This is a genomic window from Achromobacter sp. 01N37, from assembly GCF_056399725.1.
The window spans coordinates 527,556-545,039 of sequence record NZ_JBFTRX010000005.1; the positions used below are offsets into that span (position 1 = coordinate 527,556).

The 17,484-nt window shown below is 62.8% G+C and carries 14 protein-coding genes; 2 read left to right on the forward strand and 12 right to left on the reverse strand.

Going from position 1 to position 17,484, the window contains the following annotated elements; translation table 11 throughout:
- Positions 1-75: 75 nt before the first annotated feature.
- From AC1DSJ_RS13925 to ispD, 3 genes are all read right to left on the reverse strand, one after another.
- Positions 76-2,232: a DUF4344 domain-containing metallopeptidase gene (locus AC1DSJ_RS13925; RefSeq protein WP_054424132.1), complete on the reverse strand. Its 2,157-nt coding sequence runs from the start codon at positions 2,230-2,232 to the stop codon at positions 76-78.
- A gap of 138 nt (positions 2,233-2,370) precedes the next feature.
- Positions 2,371-2,856, reverse strand: a complete 486-nt coding sequence (ispF, locus tag AC1DSJ_RS13930; RefSeq protein ID WP_342066161.1) for a 2-C-methyl-D-erythritol 2,4-cyclodiphosphate synthase — start codon at positions 2,854-2,856, stop codon at positions 2,371-2,373.
- Positions 2,853-3,536 (reverse strand): 2-C-methyl-D-erythritol 4-phosphate cytidylyltransferase, encoded by a 684-nt coding sequence (gene ispD, locus AC1DSJ_RS13935; RefSeq protein ID WP_054424136.1) that lies wholly within the window; start codon positions 3,534-3,536, stop codon positions 2,853-2,855. Before ispD ends, ispF begins: the two co-directional genes overlap by 4 nt.
- Before the next feature lie 29 nt (positions 3,537-3,565).
- Here ispD and mfd point away from each other — a divergent pair, with 29 nt between their 5' ends.
- Together mfd and serB are read left to right on the forward strand one after the other, a co-directional pair.
- Positions 3,566-7,048 carry a transcription-repair coupling factor gene (mfd, locus tag AC1DSJ_RS13940; protein WP_441370627.1) on the forward strand — a complete coding sequence of 1,161 codons (3,483 nt, stop codon included), beginning with the start codon at positions 3,566-3,568 and terminating at the stop codon, positions 7,046-7,048.
- A 23-nt stretch (positions 7,049-7,071) separates the two neighbouring features.
- Positions 7,072-7,929, forward strand: a complete 858-nt coding sequence (serB, locus tag AC1DSJ_RS13945) for a phosphoserine phosphatase SerB (protein WP_441370626.1) — start codon at positions 7,072-7,074, stop codon at positions 7,927-7,929.
- A 72-nt stretch (positions 7,930-8,001) separates the two neighbouring features.
- On the opposite strand, the gene AC1DSJ_RS13950 is transcribed toward serB, so the two are convergent.
- The 9 genes from AC1DSJ_RS13950 to nuoI are packed head-to-tail and all read right to left on the reverse strand — an operon-like array spanning position 8,002 to position 17,482.
- Positions 8,002-10,278 (reverse strand): TonB-dependent receptor, encoded by a 2,277-nt coding sequence (locus AC1DSJ_RS13950; protein WP_175169588.1) that lies wholly within the window; start codon positions 10,276-10,278, stop codon positions 8,002-8,004.
- A 42-nt stretch (positions 10,279-10,320) separates the two neighbouring features.
- Positions 10,321-10,614 carry a hypothetical protein gene (locus tag AC1DSJ_RS13955; protein ID WP_441370625.1) on the reverse strand — a complete coding sequence of 98 codons (294 nt, stop codon included), beginning with the start codon at positions 10,612-10,614 and terminating at the stop codon, positions 10,321-10,323.
- A 10-nt stretch (positions 10,615-10,624) separates the two neighbouring features.
- A complete protein-coding gene (locus AC1DSJ_RS13960; RefSeq protein WP_054424143.1) occupies positions 10,625-10,954 on the reverse strand; it encodes a DUF2818 family protein in 330 nt (109 codons plus the stop codon).
- A 13-nt stretch (positions 10,955-10,967) separates the two neighbouring features.
- Positions 10,968-12,452 carry an NADH-quinone oxidoreductase subunit NuoN gene (nuoN, locus tag AC1DSJ_RS13965; RefSeq protein ID WP_476760329.1) on the reverse strand — a complete coding sequence of 495 codons (1,485 nt, stop codon included), beginning with the start codon at positions 12,450-12,452 and terminating at the stop codon, positions 10,968-10,970.
- Positions 12,453-12,461: 9 nt separating this feature from the next.
- On the reverse strand, positions 12,462-13,964 hold the full coding sequence (locus tag AC1DSJ_RS13970) for an NADH-quinone oxidoreductase subunit M (protein WP_476760330.1): 1,503 nt from the start codon (positions 13,962-13,964) through the stop codon (positions 12,462-12,464).
- Positions 13,961-15,997: an NADH-quinone oxidoreductase subunit L gene (nuoL, locus tag AC1DSJ_RS13975; RefSeq protein WP_054424149.1), complete on the reverse strand. Its 2,037-nt coding sequence runs from the start codon at positions 15,995-15,997 to the stop codon at positions 13,961-13,963. Before nuoL ends, AC1DSJ_RS13970 begins: the two co-directional genes overlap by 4 nt.
- Before the next feature lie 17 nt (positions 15,998-16,014).
- Positions 16,015-16,323, reverse strand: coding sequence for an NADH-quinone oxidoreductase subunit NuoK (gene nuoK / locus AC1DSJ_RS13980; RefSeq protein ID WP_006217969.1), 309 nt, complete (start codon positions 16,321-16,323; stop codon positions 16,015-16,017).
- A complete protein-coding gene (locus AC1DSJ_RS13985) occupies positions 16,320-16,976 on the reverse strand; it encodes an NADH-quinone oxidoreductase subunit J (protein ID WP_100857380.1) in 657 nt (218 codons plus the stop codon). Before AC1DSJ_RS13985 ends, nuoK begins: the two co-directional genes overlap by 4 nt.
- A 17-nt stretch (positions 16,977-16,993) precedes the next feature.
- Positions 16,994-17,482: an NADH-quinone oxidoreductase subunit NuoI gene (gene nuoI / locus AC1DSJ_RS13990; RefSeq protein WP_006217967.1), complete on the reverse strand. Its 489-nt coding sequence runs from the start codon at positions 17,480-17,482 to the stop codon at positions 16,994-16,996.
- Positions 17,483-17,484 lie beyond the last annotated feature (2 nt).

Here is a 17,484-nt window from a genome sequence, read left to right on the forward strand (position 1 = left end):
GCCTGTGCAAACAGGCGGGTTTTTGTTTGGAAAGCGTTGGAACAAGCGTTTGGCAAAACCGCCTGGAACCCGAGCTTAGTTCTTCTTCGCCATATCCGAGGTGGTCGGCAATCCGTTCGAGACCCAGGCTTGAACACCGCCGCGATACCAATAGGCGGACCAGCCGAGCGAACCGGCGCGCAATGCCGCGTTGTAGGACGAACGGTCGTTCATGCCGGCGCCCACGAACACCACTGACGCACCGCGATTGTTGTTCGCTTTTTTCAACAGCCAGGAATCCAGCGCACTTTGCAGCTGATCCGTGACGCTGCCATCCGAGCCCGCATCCGGCAGCGGATAGGAAATAGGCAGCGTGTCAGCGAGTCCGCTGGTGTCCACGATCACCAGATTCTTGTCATTCTTGATCATGCCAACCAGGTCGCCCGTGGTAACCAGCTTGGCGCGGAAAATCTGGTTCGGCGTCGGGCCCTTATACGGCGCGGCGAACAGCAGCGACGTAGGCGGCACGCCCATGTCTGCCAGCTCATCAATGGGGCTAGGCGGCATGCCCTGACCCGGCGACGACTGCCGGGGCTGCTGCTGGGGTTGCTGCTGGGGTTGCTGCTGCGGCGCGCGCCCGCCATCCTTGGCCGCCACTTCACCGCCCACCGTGCCCATTTCGATGTCGGAAATCATCACCGCAATGTTTTCGATCAGCTCATAGCACATGGTGATCGAGCCTTCGCGCGGGTTGTACCAGGCATTGAGCTTGCCGCAGTCCTTGAACACCACGTTCACCGGCCGGGGCAGCACATAGGTTTGCCCAAGCAACTTGATGTTGTTGCTGATGGCTTCGGAAAGATTGTTCGCAAACAGATTGCCGATCTTGCGCGACGACCGCTCGAAGGTGACGTTGACCGGCGCACCGGGCGCATTGGCCGGCTGCTGCCCGTCGGGCGACCAGGTGCCGACACGGGTGTGCGGCGCCAGGATTCTGCGCCACGCACGGTTCTGCTTGTTGAATTCATCAGCGCAACGCGCCTTGGTGCGGTCTTCCAGCCCCACGTGCTTGGCCACCGATTCGAACACCGACGGGTTGCCGCCGTACATGATGCACAGCATGTTGCGAAAGCGCTTCAGGTCGCCCGTGTGCTCGTCCTGCCAGGCCGACGTTTCGGACGCACCCCGGCTTTCCGCCACCTTGCCGCTGTAATACCACTGCAAGGCGGCGTAGGTCGCGGCGTCACGCGCCATGGTGTTCACGTCTTTGTCGTTCGACGGGTACATCGTCGGCTCAACAATTTGAAGCGCCGCGTAGATATCGACCGCATCTTCTTCGGCGCCGGTCGACGGCAGTTCCAGTTCGCCGATCAGCGCATGGCCGAATTCGTGCATGAAAATGCTGCGCATGATGCCGATGTACACCGACACGATACGCAGCGTATCGCCGCCAAACCGGGGGTATGGACCTGCACCCGGCAAGCCCGAGTTGTCGGAGCTGGCGGGTGCAGGCGCCGGCTTGGTCTGCGGCGCGCTGGCGCCACCACCACTGCCTCCACCGCTGCCTCCACGTGGAGGCAAGCCGGCAGGCGCCGGCGCCGTGGCGCCACTGCGTGGGGGCAAGCCGCTGCCTTGTTGCGCGGGCGCGCCTTGGCGGGGAGCCAGGTCGGTATTGATCGAAAAATCCGCAATGCCGAACGTGCCGACGTCGTAGGCCATGATGCCGATGTCGCCGCCCACCGCGGACGAATCCGTGACGTCGCCAATGATCTTGCCGTTCACGATGAAGCGGGCCGCGCCCGGCAATTCGACCACCTTGATGCGGTCCGAGCCATCCAGCTTCGCCAGATTGGGAACCGTTGCGATATCGCGACGGTTCTGGCCTTCAAGACAGAACAGGATCGTGCTCTTGTCCGCCGTAATTTCGATCAGGCACAGGCTTTTCTTCGCGCGATTATTCAGCGCCACGCCAATCGACGCCTTCGGGTTCTGCGAATTGACGACCACATTCACGTCGGTCACGCGGCCCTGTTCAGGCGCGGGTCCCACGGAAAGATAAAGCGTTTGTTCACTCCCGGCAGTGGCCGGATTGCGCAACGTGAACCAGCCATCCTGCACGGCGGCGGTCCAGCCTTGCAGCATCTGCTGTCTGACGGCGCCTGCCAGGGGTCCCAGCTGTTGTTCAAACTCAGCGTGCGCGGGCGACGCCGCAGCAACAAGGACCGAAAACAGGGCGACGCCACGTAAACGCATCTGAATTTCTCTATGTAGGCAGATTGAGGTGCGCAGAATATTCCAGATCAATCCGACCCGCTTATTTATTTGTTAAAGATGTATAGCAAAGTAAATGCAATGGAATTTCATTGCATTAGCGTCGGAACGTGGTCAAGTTTACGTGCGAGCCAGTAGCGCTACGACCGTGGCCGCAATGCCTTCCTTGCGGCCCAGATACCCCAAGCCTTCGTTCGTCTTGGCCTTGATGTTGATCTCGGTCTCTGCCAAGCCGAGGTCAGCGGCGATGTTCGCCACCATGGCCGGCGCATGCGGGCCGATCTTGGGCGCTTGCGCGTGAATCGTGGCGTCGATGTTCACCGGCGTCCAACCTGCCTTGCGCACGCGCGCCATGGCTTCGCGCAGCAGCACGCGGCTGTCAGCGCCCTTGAAGGCCGGGTCCGTATCCGGGAAATGGCGGCCGATATCGCCCAGGCCTGCCGCGCCCAACAGGGCGTCGGTGATCGCATGCAGCAGCACGTCCGCGTCGGAATGCCCCAGCAAGCCATGCGTGTGGGGAATCGTGACGCCGCCGATGATCAGCGGGCGGCCTTCGACCAAGGCGTGTACGTCAAAGCCCTGCCCGACGCGAAAAGGAATGCTCATAACCATTTTTCCATCAGTTCGAAATCATCCGGCCACGTCACCTTGAAATTGCGCAAGGCGCCGGGAACCAGCAATGGCGCATACCCGGCCGCTTCCAGGGCCGAGGCCTCGTCGGTGACGGTCACGCCATTTACGGAGGCCGCCGTCAGCGCATCGCGCAGCACGCCGGCCCGAAACATCTGCGGCGTTTGCGCCAGCCACAAGCCATTGCGATCCAGCGTGCGCTCGACCCGGTCGTGGCCGCCTTTGACGGTGTCGGCAACCGGCAGCGCCAGCAAGCCGCCCACGGGGTCCGCCAGGCAGGCGTCGATCAGGCGGCGCAGCGCGGCCGCGGGCAAACCGGGGCGCGCGGCATCATGGACCAGCACCCAAACGTCATCCGCCACGCCGCTGTCGGCCAAGGCGCCTTCGACGGTATCCGCGCGAGTCGCCCCGCCGCAGGCCCGCCACACCGTGCGCGGCAGGCCGGCCAGCGCCGCATCCACCCAGCCGTCGCCCGGCGTCACGGCCACGCGCACCTGGGAAACACGGTCGTCGGCCAGCAACGCCTGTACCGCGTGGCGCAACATGGGCTGTCCGGCCAATGGACGATATTGTTTCGGCACGGGCTCCGCGCCGGGGTGGCTGGCGCGGGCGCCGACGCCCGCCGCGGGAACGATTGCAATGATTGAGTCAGACATGGTGCGGTGATTTTATAATCTTCCGCTTGATGCCTGCTTCCACCCTGATGCCCACCCCCACTTCTCCTATCACCGCCGCGCCGCCGGTCCCCGCGACCGCCCCGACTCTGTCCGCGCTGAAACCCGGCGCGCGCTATGCGCAACCCCGTCCGCCGGGCTCGGGAGACGCTTGGCTGCTGGCGGATCTGGCCAGGCAGGCGTCCGCGCCGCTGGTCATCCTCACGGCCGAACCGCTCGAGGCCCAGCGCCTGGCAGAAGAAATTCAGCTATTCGCCCCGGACCTGCGTGTGCGCCAGCTGCCTGACTGGGAAACGCTGCCCTACGACGCGTTCTCGCCGCACCAGGACTTGATCTCGGAGCGTCTGCACACGCTGCATTCGCTGATGATGAAGACGGTGGACGTGCTGACGGTGCCGATCACCACCGCGCTCTACCGGCTGGCGCCGCCCTCGTTCCTGGCGGCCTACACGTTTTCGTTCAAGCAGAAGGACAAGCTGAATGAAGCCGCCCTGCGCGCGCAGCTGACGCTGGCCAACTACAACCACGTCACGCAGGTGACCGCGCCCGGCGAATTCTGCCTGCGCGGCGGGCTGATCGACCTGTTCCCGATGGGCTCGGTCGTGCCCTACCGGCTGGACCTGTTCGACGACGAGATCGAAACCATCCGCAGCTTTGACGTGGACACGCAGCGCAGCCTGTACCCGGTGCGCGAAGTCCAGTTGCTGCCGGGCCGCGAATTCCCGATGGACGAGGACTCGCGCACGCGCTTTCGCGCGCGTTTCCGTGAAATCTTCGAAGGCGACCCCTCGCGCGCCCTGCCCTATAAAGACATCGGCAACGGCATCCCGTTTGCTGGCGTCGAGTACTACCTGCCGCTCTTCTTTGAAGAGACGGCAACCTTGTTTGACTATCTGACGGCAGGCACGGTCACCGTCACGGTCGGCGACATCGACGACGCCATCCAGCGCTTCAATCAGGACACGACCAGCCGCTACAGCTTCCTGAAGAGCGACCGCGAACGCCCCGTGCTGCCCCCGTCCGCCCTGTTCCTGGACAGCGAAACGCTCTACACCCGGCTCAAGGAATTCCGCCGCCTGTCGCTGTCGGCAGGCGAGCCGCATCCTGATTTCCGCGCCGTGCCGGACGTCAGCATCGCGCGCCGTTCCGACGACCCGATCGCCAAGCTGCGCGCGCTGGTGCAAACGCGCCAGACCCGCGTGCTGCTTTGCGCGGACTCCGCCGGCCGCCGCGAAACCCTGGTGCAGATGCTGAATGAATATGGCGTCACGCCGGATGCGCAGCCGGACACCATCGAAGCGTTCCTCGCGTCGGATGCCAATTTCGGCATCGTCGCCGCGCCGCTGACGACCGGCTTCGGGCTGCCCCAGGCCAACCTGGCCTTCCTGACCGAAAACGACTTGTACCCGGGCCTGGCCACCACCGGCCGGCGCGGCAAGCGCGACCAGGAACGCGCGAGCAACGTCGAAGCCATGGTGCGCGACCTGTCCGAACTGCGCGCGGGCGACCCCGTCGTCCATGCGCAGCACGGCATCGGCCGCTATCACGGCCTGGTCAACATGGACATGGGCGAAGGCGAGATGGAGTTCCTTCATCTTGAATACGCCAACGGCAGCACGCTGTATGTGCCGGTGTCGCAGTTGCACGTGATCGCCCGCTACAGCGGCGCCGATCCGGAAGCCGCGCCGCTGCACCAGCTGGGGTCCGGCCAATGGGACAAGGCCCGCCGCAAGGCCGCCAAACAGGTGCGTGACACGGCCGCCGAACTGCTGGCCTTGTATGCGCAACGCGCCGCGCGCGAAGGCTTTGCCTTCAATCTGCCGCTGAACGACTACCAGGCGTTTGCCGAAGGCTTCGGCTTTGAAGAAACGGCCGACCAGGCCGCCGCCATTGAAGCCGTGCTTGCTGACATGACCTCCGGCCGTCCGATGGACCGCCTGGTCTGCGGCGACGTGGGTTTCGGCAAAACCGAAGTCGCGCTGCGCGCCGCCTTCCTGGCGGTGGCCAACGGCAAACAGGTCGCCCTGCTCTGCCCCACTACGCTGCTGGCCGAACAACACGCCCAGACCTTCTCCGACCGCTTCGCCGACTGGCCCGTGCGCGTCGTGGAGCTGTCGCGCTTCCGTTCGGCCAAGGAAGTCGCCGCCGCCATCGAAGGCATCAACGACGGCCGCGTGGATATCGTCATCGGCACGCACAAGATTCTGTCCAAAGATGTGAAATTCAAACGTCTGGGACTGGTCATCATCGACGAAGAACACCGCTTCGGCGTGCGCCAGAAGGAAGCGCTGAAGTCGCTGCGCGCCGAGGTCGACGTGCTGACGCTGACCGCCACACCTATTCCACGCACGCTGGGCATGTCGCTGGAAGGCATACGCGACTTCTCCGTGATCGCCACCGCGCCGCAGAAGCGCCTGGCCATCAAAACCTTCGTGCGCCGCGAAGACGGCAGCACGCTACGCGAAGCCCTGCTGCGCGAACTCAAGCGCGGCGGGCAGTGCTACTTCCTGCACAACGAAGTCGAGACCATCCATAACCGGCGCGCGCGGCTGGAAGAGCTGGTGCCCGAAGCCCGCATCGCGGTCGCTCACGGCCAGATGCCCGAGCGCGAGCTGGAACAGGTGATGAAGGGCTTTTATCAACAGCGCTATAACGTGCTGCTGTGCACCACCATCATCGAGACGGGCATTGACGTGCCCAGCGCCAACACGATCGTGATCCACCGCGCCGACCGCTTCGGGCTGGCGCAGCTGCACCAGCTGCGCGGCCGCGTCGGGCGTTCGCACCACCAGGCCTACGCCTACCTGCTGACGCCGGGCGAAGACGCCATCACCACCAACGCGAAGAAGCGCCTGGAAGCGATTCAGGCCATGGAGGAACTGGGTTCCGGTTTCTACCTGGCCATGCACGACCTGGAAATTCGCGGCACGGGTGAAGTGCTGGGCGATTCGCAGTCGGGCAACATCCAGGAAGTGGGCTTCTCGATGTACAACGAGATGCTCAACGAAGCGGTGCGCGCGCTGCGCGCCGGCGAAGAACCCGACCTGGACGCGCCTTTCAACCTGGCCTGCGAAGTCAATCTGCACGCGCCCGCGCTGCTGCCGTCGGACTATTGCGCCGACGTGCATGCGCGCCTGGGTATCTACAAACGCCTGGCCCACGCCGCCGACGAAGATGATCTGATCCACATCCAGGAAGAACTGATCGACCGCTTCGGCAAGCTGCCCGAAGCCGCGCAGACACTGCTGACCACGCACCGCCTGCGCCTGGCCGCCCAGCCGCTGGGCATCGTGAAGATCGACGCCAGCGAAACGCAGGCCTTGATGCAGTTCGGGGCAAAGACCTCGGTCGACCCGGCCAAGATCATCGAACTCGTGCAGCGCCAGCGCAACATCAAACTGGCCGGACAGGATAAATTGCGGGTTGAGATCAAGGCGGCGCAAATTCCCGCCCGCGCTGACGCCGTGCGCGCCGTGCTGCGCGCTCTGAAGTAATCCAAGCCACTCTTCTACTGCTTATGAATACCCATCACCTTGTCGTTCAATCTCCCGGCCTGCGCATCGAACAGGCCGAGCAGCTGGCCGCGCTGGCTCAGGCCCAGGGCGTGGCGCGCATCAGCAACACCGCCGCGCGCCTGCTCGACGTGCAGCACGACGCCTTGACGCAAGCCGAAGTCGTGGCCTGGGCCAACAACAATGGCGTCGACGTGGCCTTCGTGCCCGCCGGCCTGAAGCTGTCTGACTGCAAGGTCCTGGCGATGGACATGGATTCCACGCTGATCAACATCGAGTGCATCGATGAAATCGCGGGCGTGGTGGGCGTCAAAGACAAAGTGTCCGAGATCACCGAAGCCGCCATGCGCGGCGAAATCAAAGACTTCGCCGAAAGCCTGCGCCGCCGCGTGGCCCTGCTCAAGGGCGTGCCGGCCGAAGCGCTGGAACAGGTCTACGTGGAAAAACTGCGTCTGAACCCCGGCGCAGAACGTTTGATCAGCACGGCCCAGGCCGCCGGCATCAAGGTGCTGCTGGTCTCCGGCGGCTTCACCTTCTTCACGGACCGTCTGCGCGAACGCCTGAATCTGGACAGCGCGCACGCCAACACGCTGGAAATCGACAACGGCCTGTTGACCGGCAACGTCGTCGGCGACATTCTCGACGCGCAAGCCAAGGCGGTCTACCTGCGCGAATTCGCCCGCACGCACGGCGCCACGAAGGAACAGATCATCGCCATGGGCGACGGCGCAAACGACTTGCTGATGCTGGGCGCCGCGGGCTTCCCGGTGGCGTATCACGCCAAGCCGCTGGTCCGCGAACAGACACGTTTCGCGCTGAACGTGACGGGCTTGGACGGCGTGCTGAACTGGTTCGAAAGCTGATCTGCCGATCGCGTTTCCCGCGAGCAAAAAAAAGCCACCTTGCTCAGGTGGCTTTTTCATTCCCGCTTCAGATCAATACCGGACCTTCAGCGACAGCAATGCCGCGCGTCCGGTGCCAAGCGCCGCGTAGTGCGCGGCGTAGGCCTTCGTGTAGTACGTTTCGTCGAACAGGTTCAGCACGTTCAACTGTGCCGAGAAGTGGTCGTTGAATTCGTAGGCCGCCATGGCGTCAAAGCGCCAGTACGACGGCACCCAGCGCGCCTTGGGCGTACCGTCGGCGTTTTTCGTAGCGTCTGAATTGCCGTACACCTTGTCGACGTAGTAAGCGCCGCCGCCCACCGTCAGCTTGGGCAGCACCTTGTAGGTAGTCCACAGGCTGAAGGCGTTACGCGGGGTGTTGGGCAGGTCCTGGCCGACGGCGCCGCTGTTGTAGGCGCCCTTGGTCATTTCGCTGTCCATGAAGGTGTAGCCGCCGAACACGTTCCACTTGGGCGTGATGCTGCCCGAGAAGCCCAGTTCGATGCCGCGCACCTTGGCCTCGCCCACTTGCGCCACTTCGGTGGCGGACACGGCCACGCTGGTGTTCTTGCGCGTGTCGTGGAACGCTGCGGCGGACAGCGTCAGCCGGTCTTCGAAGACCTGCCACTTGGTGCCCACTTCCACCGTGCGGCTCTTTTCAGGCGCAAGCGACGAGGTGGACAGCGATGTCGCGTCGCTGATCGCGCCTGCGGCGATGGCCGACGGCGTGGACGACGTGCCGTAGGTAGCGTAGATCGTGCCATTGGGCAGCGGCTTGTAGGCCAGGCCCAACTGGTAGTTGAACAGGCTGTCTTCGCGGCTGGTGCTGTAGAACGAGGGCGTGCCTGCCGGATCGCTGCGGCCAGCGGCGATGTTACTGCCGCTGGTGCGATAGTTGTCCCAACGGGCGCCAACGCTGGCTTGCCATTGTTCGTTGAACTTGATGGTGTCAAAGCCGTAGACCGCCACCGTGTCGGTGTTGTAGCGCGCCGGGTTGTTATTGCGTTGCAGGGTGCCGGGGTAGTCGGTGCCGGGGTCCGGGTTCCACAACGAGGCGCACAACGCCGGGTTGGCGTAGGTGTTGCGGCCATTCGTCGTGGCGGTCACGCAATTGCTGCCGCCCGAGGGCACGCCGGTTTCGGTGTAGCCGTCTTTGTTCTGCTTGATGTTGCTGTATTCGAAGCCCAGATCGAACGTGTGCTTCAGGCTGCCGGTGTCGAACTCGCCCGTCAGATCGGTCTGATTCGCGAAGCTCTTGGTCACGTAGTAGCCCGACTTCAACGCGCGGTACACCAGGCCGTTGGCCACGTTGCCCTTGCTATCGTCCGGGTTGGTCGCGGCGAAGTCCGTCGTGCCACGGCCGTAGCGGGTCACGTTGCGCAGTTGCAGCTTGTCGGAGAAGTCGTGCTGGAAGTCGACGGTGGCAACATCATCACGCGTCTTCATGAAGTCACGGCCCGTCAGGCCATAGAACGTCTTGCGGCTGACGCCCATCGTTTCCGTCACCGGCTGGCCCGTCTTCGGGTCATACGGGATGGAGTAATCCGGCATGCTGTCGTCTTGGTAGTGGTAGTAGCTGAGCGTGATGCGGGTCGGCGTACCCACGCCCAGCATCAACGACGGCGCCACGCCCCAACGTTCAAAATCCACCGCATTGTCGCGGCCAGCCACATCACCCTTGTTGCCCATGACGTTCAAGCGGAATGCCGCCTTTTCGTCCAGGCGCCAGTTGCTGTCGATCGTGGCACGGTAGTTGTTGTCCGTACCGATCTGCGCGGTGGCTTCGGTGAAGTCCGTCGCCTTGGGCGTCTTGCTGATCATGTTGATGCTGCCGCCCGCGCCGCCGCGGCCGGCATAGACCGAATCCGGCCCCTTGATCACTTCCACCTGCTCAAGGTTGAAGGTGTCGCGCACTTGCGTGCTGGAGTCGCGAATGCCGTCCAGGAACAAGCTGCCCGCCGAGTTCTGGCCACGGATGATCGGCAAGTCGCCGCCCGGTCGGCCGCCTTCGCCCGCACCGAACGTAATGCCCGGCGAGTTACGCAGCACGTCCTGCAAAGTCGATGCCGCCTGATCCTGGATCACCTGCTTGGGCACCACCTGCACGGTGCGGGGCGTATCCAACAGCGGCGCCGTCATCTTCGGCGACGGAACGGTCGTGGTCTGGTACGCCGAGCCTTCGCCTTCCACGCGAACCGGCGACAGTTGCGTCACGCCGGCGTCAGCGGTTTGGGCGGCAGCGTAGGGGCTGATGAACAGAGCGGGCGCGGCGATGGCAGCGGCCAGCGAGGTAGTGAGCGTATTCAGGGAATACGAATCTTGGGGCTTCAAACCAGCTTCTCCAGAACGTAAATAGCAACGATTCTTGTTTTTTTACCGGTTGCGATTTTGATCCTGGCCGCTGAATGAAACCTGAATGAAAGCAATCAACGCGTTGAAAAGATGAAAAAACAACACTTGATCGGCGACGATCGTTATATATAGCGGCTTATATCGAAATTTAATGGTGCCGGATACATTGCCACCCGGGGTCGAGCCTTCGTTAATGCAGCCAATCAGGGACACCTCGGAAAGCCACTTGAATCCCCCGCTACGCAGGGCGAGGTCCGGCGCATCACTTTCCACGGCCCAAAAAGAAAAACGCCCCAGACGGGGCGTTTGACGCATTGGCGGGCCTTCAGGCGCGCAAGCGTGGGTGGCGTTTGAACAGATAGCGGTACACAAAGCCGGGATACGCCAACACCAGGAACAAGCTCAAGGTGATGGCGTAGAACTCCCAGGTCTGAGAAAAGCGATTTCCCAGCGTGGATTCAAACGCAAAGCCCAGCGCGCCAACGATGGCGTAGAACACCAGCACTTCAACCAGACGCATCCAGAACGGTTTGACCGCTTCCGCCCCGCCCTGCTTCCAGGGCAATACGGCGAACACCCGCTCCGTCAGGAACGGGAGGTTTGCGCTGACCAAAGCCAGCGCAATCAACAGCCATACCGCCAGCGTCTGGTTCATGGCTGTGTTCCGCTTACAGGCTCAGCGACGAACGAATCGCCTGTACGCACAGCGCCATCAAGCCACCTGGCAACAGGCCCAGCACCAGCATCATGGCGCCGTTGATCGACAGCAGGCCGCGTTGACCGCAGGTGGCGACGATCGGGGCGGCATTGGCAGCCGGCTCGTCAAAGTACACGACCTTGACGACACGCAGGTAGTAGAACGCGCCGATCAGCGAGAACAGCACTGCCACCACGGCCAGCGTCACGTGGCCCGCGCTGATCAGCGCTTGCAACACGGCCAGCTTGGCGTAGAAGCCCACCAGCGGCGGAATGCCGGCCAGCGAGAACATCAGCAGCAGCACGATGGCGGCATGCCACGGGCTGCGGCGGTTCAGGCCCTTCAGGTCGTCGATGTGCTCGCACTCGAAACCTTGGCGCGACAGCAGCAGGATGATGCCGAAGCTTGCCAGCGTGGTCAGCACGTAGGTCAGCATGTAGAACAGCGACGCCCCATAGGCGGCAGACGACAGTTCCGGCTTGCCCGCGACCGAACCCGACATCAGGCCCAAGAGCACGAAGCCCATGTGCGAGATGGTSGAGTAAGCCAGCATSCGCTTSARGTTGGTYTGCRCGATGGCRGTCAGGTTACCGATGGCCAGCGAGAGCACGGCCAGGATCATCAGCATCGGCTGCCAGTCGGCGGCCAGACCATGCAGGCCGTCCACCAGCAGACGCAGCGTGATGGCGAAGGCCGCCAGCTTGGGCGCACCGCCCAGGATCAGCGTGACCGCAGTCGGCGAACCCTGGTAGACGTCCGGCACCCACATGTGGAACGGCACGGCGCCCAGCTTGAACGCCAGGCCCGACACCAGGAACACGATGCCGAACACCAGCGCCATCTTCTCGGCCTTGCCAGCGGCGATGACCTTGGACACTTCAGCCAGGTCCAGGTGACCCGTAGCGCCGTAAACCATCGACATGCCGTACAGCAGGAAGCCCGACGCCAACGCGCCCAGCACGAAGTACTTCATGGCGGCTTCGGTGGCGACGACGTCATCACGGCGCAATGCGATCAGCGCGTACAGCGCCAGCGACATCAGTTCCAGGCCCAGGTAGATGGAGATCAGGTTCCCGGAGGAAATCATGACCATCTGGCCCAGCAGCGCGAACAGCGTCAGGACGTAGAGTTCGCCGCCCTTGAGCATGTCACGGACTTGCGCATAAACGCGGCCGTAAACGAGCGTGGCGCCCACCGCGATGTAGGAGGCGATCTTCAGCAGGTGCGACAGTTCGTCGGTGACGTACAGGCCGTTGAAGGTCGCGCCCGCAACGCCGTTCTTCCATTGCACGGCCGACACGACGGTCAGCACGCCCAACACCAGCATGGTCAGCAGGAACGTCGGCTTGCGCTCGGGGTGATTGCTGACCGCGTCGACGAGCAGGATAGCCAGGCCGGAAACCAGCAGAAGGATTTCCGGTGTCGCCAGGGCGAAATCGATTTGGGATTGCATCATTGTCTTGTCTTACAGTTTCGAGACGGCAACGTGTTGCAGCAGGGCCTCTACCGACACGTGCATCACGTCGGTGAAGGGCTTGGGATAGATCCCCATGTACAACACGGCGATCGCCATCACGCCAAGAATCACAAATTCGCGGCGGTTGATATCGGTCAGCTCGCGGACGTGGTCATTGGCGATGTCGCCCAGGACCACACGCTTGACCATCCACAGCGAATACGAAGCACCCAGGATCAGGGCGGTAGCCGCCAACAGGCCGATCCAGAAGTTGTGCTCGACGGCGCCCATGATCACCATGAACTCGCCGACGAAACCGCTGGTGGCCGGCAGGCCGCTGTTGGCCATCGAGAACAGGATGAAGAAGGTCGCAAAGCGCGGCATCACGTTGACCACACCACCGTAATCGGCGATGCGGCGCGAGTGCATGCGGTCATAGAGCACGCCGATACACATGAACATGGCGCCCGASACRAAGCCGTGGGAGATCATCTGCACGATGGCGCCTTCGACGCCGGCCGTGTTGAAGATGAAGAAGCCCAGCGTCACGAAACCCATGTGGGCCAYGGACGAATAAGCCACCAGCTTCTTCATGTCTTCCTGGATGATCGCCACCAGGCCGATGTAGATCACCGCGATGAGCGACAGCGTGATCATCAGGCCAGCCAGGCTGTGCGAAGCGTCCGGCGTGATCGGCAGCGAGAAGCGCAGGAAACCATAGGCGCCCAGCTTCAGCATGATCGCAGCCAGCACGATGGAGCCGCCCGTGGGCGCTTCAACGTGAACGTCCGGCAACCACGTGTGAACCGGCCACATCGGCACCTTCACCGCAAAAGCCGCCAGCAGCGCCACAAAGATCAGGATCTGCTCGGTCTGGCCCAGCTTGACCTTGTGCCAGGTCAGGATGTCGAACGAACCACCCGATGCGTGCCACAGGTAGATGAACGCGACCAGGGTCAGCAAAGAACCCATCAGCGTGTACAGGAAGAACTTGAATGCCGCGTAGATACGGTTATCGCCGCCCCACGCCCCGATGATGATGTACATCGGGATCAGCGTGGCTTCGAAGAACACGTAGAACAGCATGCCGTCCAGCGCGGCGAACACGCCCACCATCAGACCCGACAGGATCAGGAAGGCGGCCATGTATTGCGCCACGCGGCTGGTGATGACTTCCCAGCCGGCCAGCACCACGATGATCGTGATGAACGCGGTCAGGAGGACGAACCACAGCGAAATGCCGTCGATGCCCAGGTGGTAATTGACGTTGAAGGCTTCAATCCAGGAAGTCTTCTCCACGAACTGCATGGCGGCCGTGGTGTTGTCAAAACCGGTGTACAGCGGGATCGTGACGAGGAAACCGGCGACGGCGCCGACGAGCGACAGGCCGCGCGTCAGGCCGCGACGATCGTCACGGCCCACCGCCAGCACCAGCAGGCCGAATACGATCGGGACAAAGATCGCAAGCGTGAGCCAGGGGAAAGTGTTGGATGCCATCTCGCTTGCCATCATTGGGGAATCAGCACAAAGAAAGTCACCAGCGCCATGATGCCGATGATCATCGCGAACGCGTAGTGATAGATGAAGCCGGACTGCAGGTGGCGGCTGACCGCAGCCACCCAGCCCACCACGCGGGCGCTACCGTTGACCAGCAGGCCATCGATGATGCCGCGGTCGCCGGTATTCCACAGGCCACGGCCCAGGGCGCGCAGGCCGCGAGCGATGATCTGCTCGTTGACCCAATCCACGTAGTACTTGTTCTCAAGCACCTTGTTCACGCCAGACAGGCTGGACTTGATCGCGGCCGGAACCTTGGGATTGATCAGGTAGCAGTACCAGGCGATGACGAAACCCGCCACAACCAGCCAGAACGGCAGGGTCTGGAAGGCATGCAGGCCATAGGCGACCCAGCCGTGCCACTCTTCTTGCAGCTCGTGCATGGCCGGATGCTGCGGCAGCACCGTGATCACGCCGTTGAAGAACTTGCCGAACAGCATCGGGTCAACCGCCCAGGCGCCAACCAGCACCGACGGAATCGCCAGCAGGATCAGCGGCAGCGTCACCACCCAGGGCGACTCATGCGGCTTGCCGCCATGATGGCCGTGGCCGTGGTCATCGTGACCGTGACCGTGGTCGTCATGGGCATGATCGTCGTGACCATGGTCGCTGGTGTCAAAGCGTTCCTTGCCGTGGAAGACCAGGAAGTACACGCGGAACGAGTACAGCGACGTCACGAACACACCGATCAGCACGGCGTAGTACGCGAAGCTTGCGCCCCAGACGTTAGCGTGGCCGGCGGCTTCGATGATGTTTTCCTTCGAGTAGAAACCCGAGAAGAACGGCGTGCCAACCAGCGCCAGCGTGCCCAACAGGAAGGTGATCCAGGTGATGGGCATGTACTTGCGCAGGCCGCCCATGTTGCGGATGTCCTGGTCGTGGTGCATGCCGATGATGACCGAACCCGCGCCCAGGAACAGCAGCGCCTTGAAGAACGCGTGGGTCATCAGGTGGAAAATGGCCACCGAGTAGGCGGAAGCGCCCAGCGCGACGGTCATGTAGCCCAGCTGCGACAGCGTGGAGTACGCGACAACGCGCTTGATGTCCGTCTGGATGATGCCCAGGATGCCCAGGAACAGCGCGCCGATGGCACCGATCACGATGATGAACGACAGCGCCACGTCCGACAGTTCGAACAGCGGCGAGAAGCGGGCAACCATGAAGATACCGGCCGTCACCATGGTGGCGGCGTGGATCAGCGCAGAGATCGGGGTCGGGCCTTCCATCGAGTCAGGCAGCCAGGCGTGCAGCGGAACCTGGGCCGATTTGCCCATGGCGCCGATGAACAGGCAGATACACGCCACCGTCAGCAGCATCCAGTCAGAGCCCGGCAGGGTCATCGCGGCCAGCTTGTCGGCTTGGGCGAAGACTTCGCCGTAGTGCATCGTGCCGGCGTACGCGAACAACAGGCCGATACCCAGCACGAAGCCGAAGTCACCGACGCGGTTGATCAGGAATGCCTTCATGTTGGCGAAGATCGCCGTCGGGCGGGTGTACCAGAAACCGATCAGCAGGTACGACACCAGACCCACCGCTTCCCAGCCGAAGAACAGCTGCACCATGTTGTTCGACATCACCAGCATCAGCATGGAGAACGTGAACAGCGAGATGTACGAGAAGAACCGCTGGTAGCCGGGGTCATCCGCCATGTAGCCGATGGTGTAGATGTGCACCATCAGCGACACGGACGTCACCACGACCATCATCATGGCCGACAGCGGATCGATCAGGAAGCCGATTTCCAGCTTGGTCTGGCCGATGAGGCTCCAGGTGTAGACCGCGCCGTCAAAGCGCAGGCCGTTCAGCACGTCGCCCAGCACCACCACCGAACCGATGGCGGAGATGAGCACGCCCAGGATCGTGATGACGTGGGACGCGCGGCGGCCGATAGGACGGCCCAGGAACCCGGTGCCGAAAAGGCCCGCGAGAATTGCTCCGGCCAGCGGTGCCAGCGCGATGAGCAAGTAGAGATTGGGTGAGCTAGACATTTTCTTCCAATACCCCGTCAGCCCTTCAGGCGATCGAGTTCGTCAACGTTGATCGTGTTCAGGTTGCGGAACAGCAGCACCAGGATGGCCAGGCCGATCGCCGCTTCAGCGGCGGCCACGGTCAGGATGAAGAACACGAACACCTGGCCGGCGGTATCGCCGAACCAGCTGGAGAACGCCACGAAGTTCATGTTGACGGCCAGGAGCACGAGCTCGATGGACATCAAGAGAATGATCAGGTTGCGGCGGTTCAGGAAGATGCCGAAGATCCCGATGGCGAACAGGATCGCTCCCAGGATCAGATAGTGAGCCAGCGTCAGCGTCATTGTTTTTCTCCTTGGGGCGCGGCGGCGGCGCCGGACGAAGCGTCACGCTTGGCTTGGGCGCGCTCGCTCTGGGCGGGCATGTTCACCATGCGGAAGCGGTCCTTCGAACGGACGCGAACGGCGGCAACCGGGTCGTTGTACTTCACGTCGCGGCGGCGGCGCAGCGTCAGCGCAATCGCGGCGACCATGCCCACCAGCAGCAGCGCAGCGCCCACTTCAATGGCGTAGACGTACTGCGTGTACATGACTTCGCCGAGTGCGCGGGCGTTGTTGTAGTCGCCAGCAACCGGGGCTTGCGGACCCGAGCCGTACCAGGTGGAACCCAGCACGAACGACATTTCCAGCACCAGCACCAGACCGATCACCAGGCCGAGCGGCAGGTAGGTCTTCATGCCCTGGCGCATGGTGTCCATGCGGATGTCCAGCATCATCACGACGAAAAGGAAGAGCACCATCACGGCGCCCACGTACACCAGCACCAGCAGCAACGCCAGGAACTCAGCGCCGAGCAGCATCCACAGCATGGCTGCGTTGGAGAATGCCAGGATCAAGTGCAGAACAGCGGTGACCGGACTGCGCGCGGTGATCACGCGGAACGCCGCGATCACCAGCACGGCGGCCAGTATGTAGAAAAGGACAGTGGTAAAAGTCATGGATCAGACCCTGGGCTTCAACGGTAAGGAGCGTCGTCGGCCCGGCGGCGGGCGATGTCGGCTTCGTAGCGGTCGCCCACGGCGAGCAGCATGTCTTTGGTGAAATACAGGTCGCCGCGCTTTTCACCGTGGTATTCGTGGATATGGGTTTCCACGATCGAGTCCACGGGGCAGCTTTCCTCACAGAAGCCGCAGAAAATGCACTTGGTCAGATCGATGTCGTAACGCGTGGTGCGGCGGGTGCCGTCCTCACGCTGGTCCGATTCGATGGTGATCGCCAAGGCCGGGCACACGGCTTCACACAGCTTGCACGCGATGCAGCGCTCTTCCCCGTTGGGGTAGCGGCGCAATGCGTGCAGGCCACGGAATCGCGCCGACGTGGGCGTCTTTTCCTGCGGATAGCGCAAGGTAACCTTGCGCTTGAAAAAGTACTTGCCCGTCAGGCGCATGCCCTTGAGCAACTCGGTCAGCATCAGGCTGCCGAAGAAATCTTTGATCGCTTCCATAT